Here is a 2,128-nt window from a genome sequence, read left to right as displayed (position 1 = left end):
AAAAATTCAATAAAACCCTCATTTGGATCTTAATTTTATACTTTTAAACTCCTTTTATTAAATAAAGACGCAAAAAATCCTCTCTACTTGCATTAAAATCCCCTTCAATATTTATGAGTTAGTCTCTTATTTTTTAGGTGATATTTTATGACAGCATTAAACAACCAGAACCTATTACAACTTCGTTTTGTAAACCAAGCTCATATCGAGGCAGTCAAGCCATCATTTGCTAATCTACCTGCTAATCCGTACGCCGATGGTGCGTTTCGTAAACGCCGCTATTCAGTAATTAAAGTGCAAAATGATGAACTTGTTTTACAAGCCACAAAAGCATTTGTGCAAGATGATTCAATCAATACTTTCCAAGGTAATGTTGAGCGCACTTACGAAAATTTAGAGCCGAGTTTATTGGCAAGCGAAGGGATGAAAAGTATCGTCAATGAGTTTCGTGCCATTACCGGTATTAGCGAAGAGCGTGATATTGAAATTCATCAATTTCGTATGCTTGCTATTGAAAGTGATACGCCGCCTGCGCCAGAAGGTATTCACCAAGACGGCTTTGATCATGTATGTATTTGTGGTGTATCACATGAAAATCTAGAAGGTGGTGAATTACTTGTTTATGAAAACAAACAAGCTGAGCCGTGTTTTAAAATGGAAATTAAAGACGGTATGTTTGCATTAATCAACGACCGTGAAGTATGGCACAACGCCACGCCGATGAATAAGATTGATGCAAGTAAAGACGGTTACCTAGATTGTTTCGTACTAACGGCTTAAGGAATGATAATGAATTTAACTAAACTTCGTCGTCAGTTTCCGGCACTTATGCAACAAGTTGCGGGTAAATCGCCAATATTTTTAGATGGCCCGGGTGGTTCGCAAGTACCACAATCAGTGCTTAGTGCAATGTCAGCTTACTTAGGTTATTACAACTCTAACTTAGGCGGCGCGTTTTTTTCAAGCGATAAAACCGTTGAGTTAATGGCCAATGCGCGTCAAGCAGCGGCTGATTTACTTAATTCACCATCGCGCGAGCAAATTGTATTTGGCGCGAATATGACCAGCCTTACGTTTAGCTTTAGCCGTGCGATTTCTCGCGACTGGCAGGCGGGCGACGAAATCATCGTGACTAATGCTGATCACTTCTCAAATGTATCCTCTTGGCAGCAGGCTGCAGAAGATAAAGGCGCAAAGGTTAATACTGTATTGATTAACGAAGCTGATTGCAGCTTAGATTTAGCACATTTTGCCAGCTTACTTAATAGCAATACTAAGCTTGTTGCAGTGACGTATGCATCAAACACTACTGGGTCTATTAACGATATTCAGCGTATTGTTGCGATGGCTCATGAAGTGGGTGCATTGGTTTATGTTGACGCAGTCCATTACGCACCTCATGAGCTGGTTGATGTACAAGCCCTTGATTGTGATTTTTTAGCCTGCTCTGCGTATAAGTTTTTTGGCCCGCACTTAGGTATGGTCTACGGCAAGCGTGAACACCTTGAAGGATTTACGCCTTATAAAGTTGAGCCTGCCAAGGACGTTATTCCTGGGCGCTGGGAAACCGGTACGCAAAGCTTTGAAGCACTCGCAGGTTTAATTGCTGCTGTTGACTACATTGCAGATATTAGTGAGCTTGATGGTAGCTATTCACGCCGCGATAAATTAGCTGCGGCTCTTGCTAAAACTAAACAGCATGAAATGGCGTTAAGTGAGTACTTCCTTACTCGACTAGTTAACTATCCTAAGATCAAACTATTTGGTATTGATGATTTAGATCGTTTAGCTGAACGTACCCCAACTTTTGCTTTAACCTTTGCAGGGCTTGAGCCACGTCAGGTGTCTGAGTTTTTAGGTAAGCAACATATATGTGTGTGGGATGGTAACTTCTACGCTCAGGGCTTATGCAAGCAATTGGGTGTATTGGATACTGGCGGCGTTGTACGCATTGGTTGCATGCACTACAACACCATCGAAGAGCTAGATAAGTTATTTGATTTGTTTGATGAACTGATTTAAAGCTATAAGTTATAATTAGAGCTATAAGTCATAAGCTGTAAGTTTTAAGCGACCAGAGCGCTTGGTAAGCCTTGACATAAAATCTGAATTGAGTAGATTTTTGGCT

At 40.8% G+C, this 2,128-nt stretch carries 2 protein-coding genes; both read left to right on the top strand.

What is annotated here, in order from left to right; genetic code table 11:
* The first annotated feature begins 147 nt into the window (after nucleotides 1-147).
* Nucleotides 148-780 (top strand): 2OG-Fe dioxygenase family protein, encoded by a 633-nt coding sequence (locus H5158_RS22355; RefSeq protein WP_182740945.1) that lies wholly within the window; start codon nucleotides 148-150, stop codon nucleotides 778-780.
* Nucleotides 781-789: 9 nt separating this feature from the next.
* The gene (locus H5158_RS22350; protein ID WP_182740944.1) at nucleotides 790-2,022 is read left to right on the top strand and encodes a cysteine desulfurase-like protein; all 1,233 of its coding nucleotides are present in this window, start codon (nucleotides 790-792) and stop codon (nucleotides 2,020-2,022) included.
* The last annotated feature ends 106 nt before the right edge of the window (nucleotides 2,023-2,128 follow it).

It is taken from the genome of Pseudoalteromonas sp. SR45-6, assembly GCF_014163545.1.
GTDB lineage: Bacteria > Pseudomonadota > Gammaproteobacteria > Enterobacterales > Alteromonadaceae > Pseudoalteromonas > Pseudoalteromonas rhizosphaerae.
Note: the sequence above shows the minus strand (reverse complement) of the source record. Positions and strands in the feature narration are given on the sequence as shown.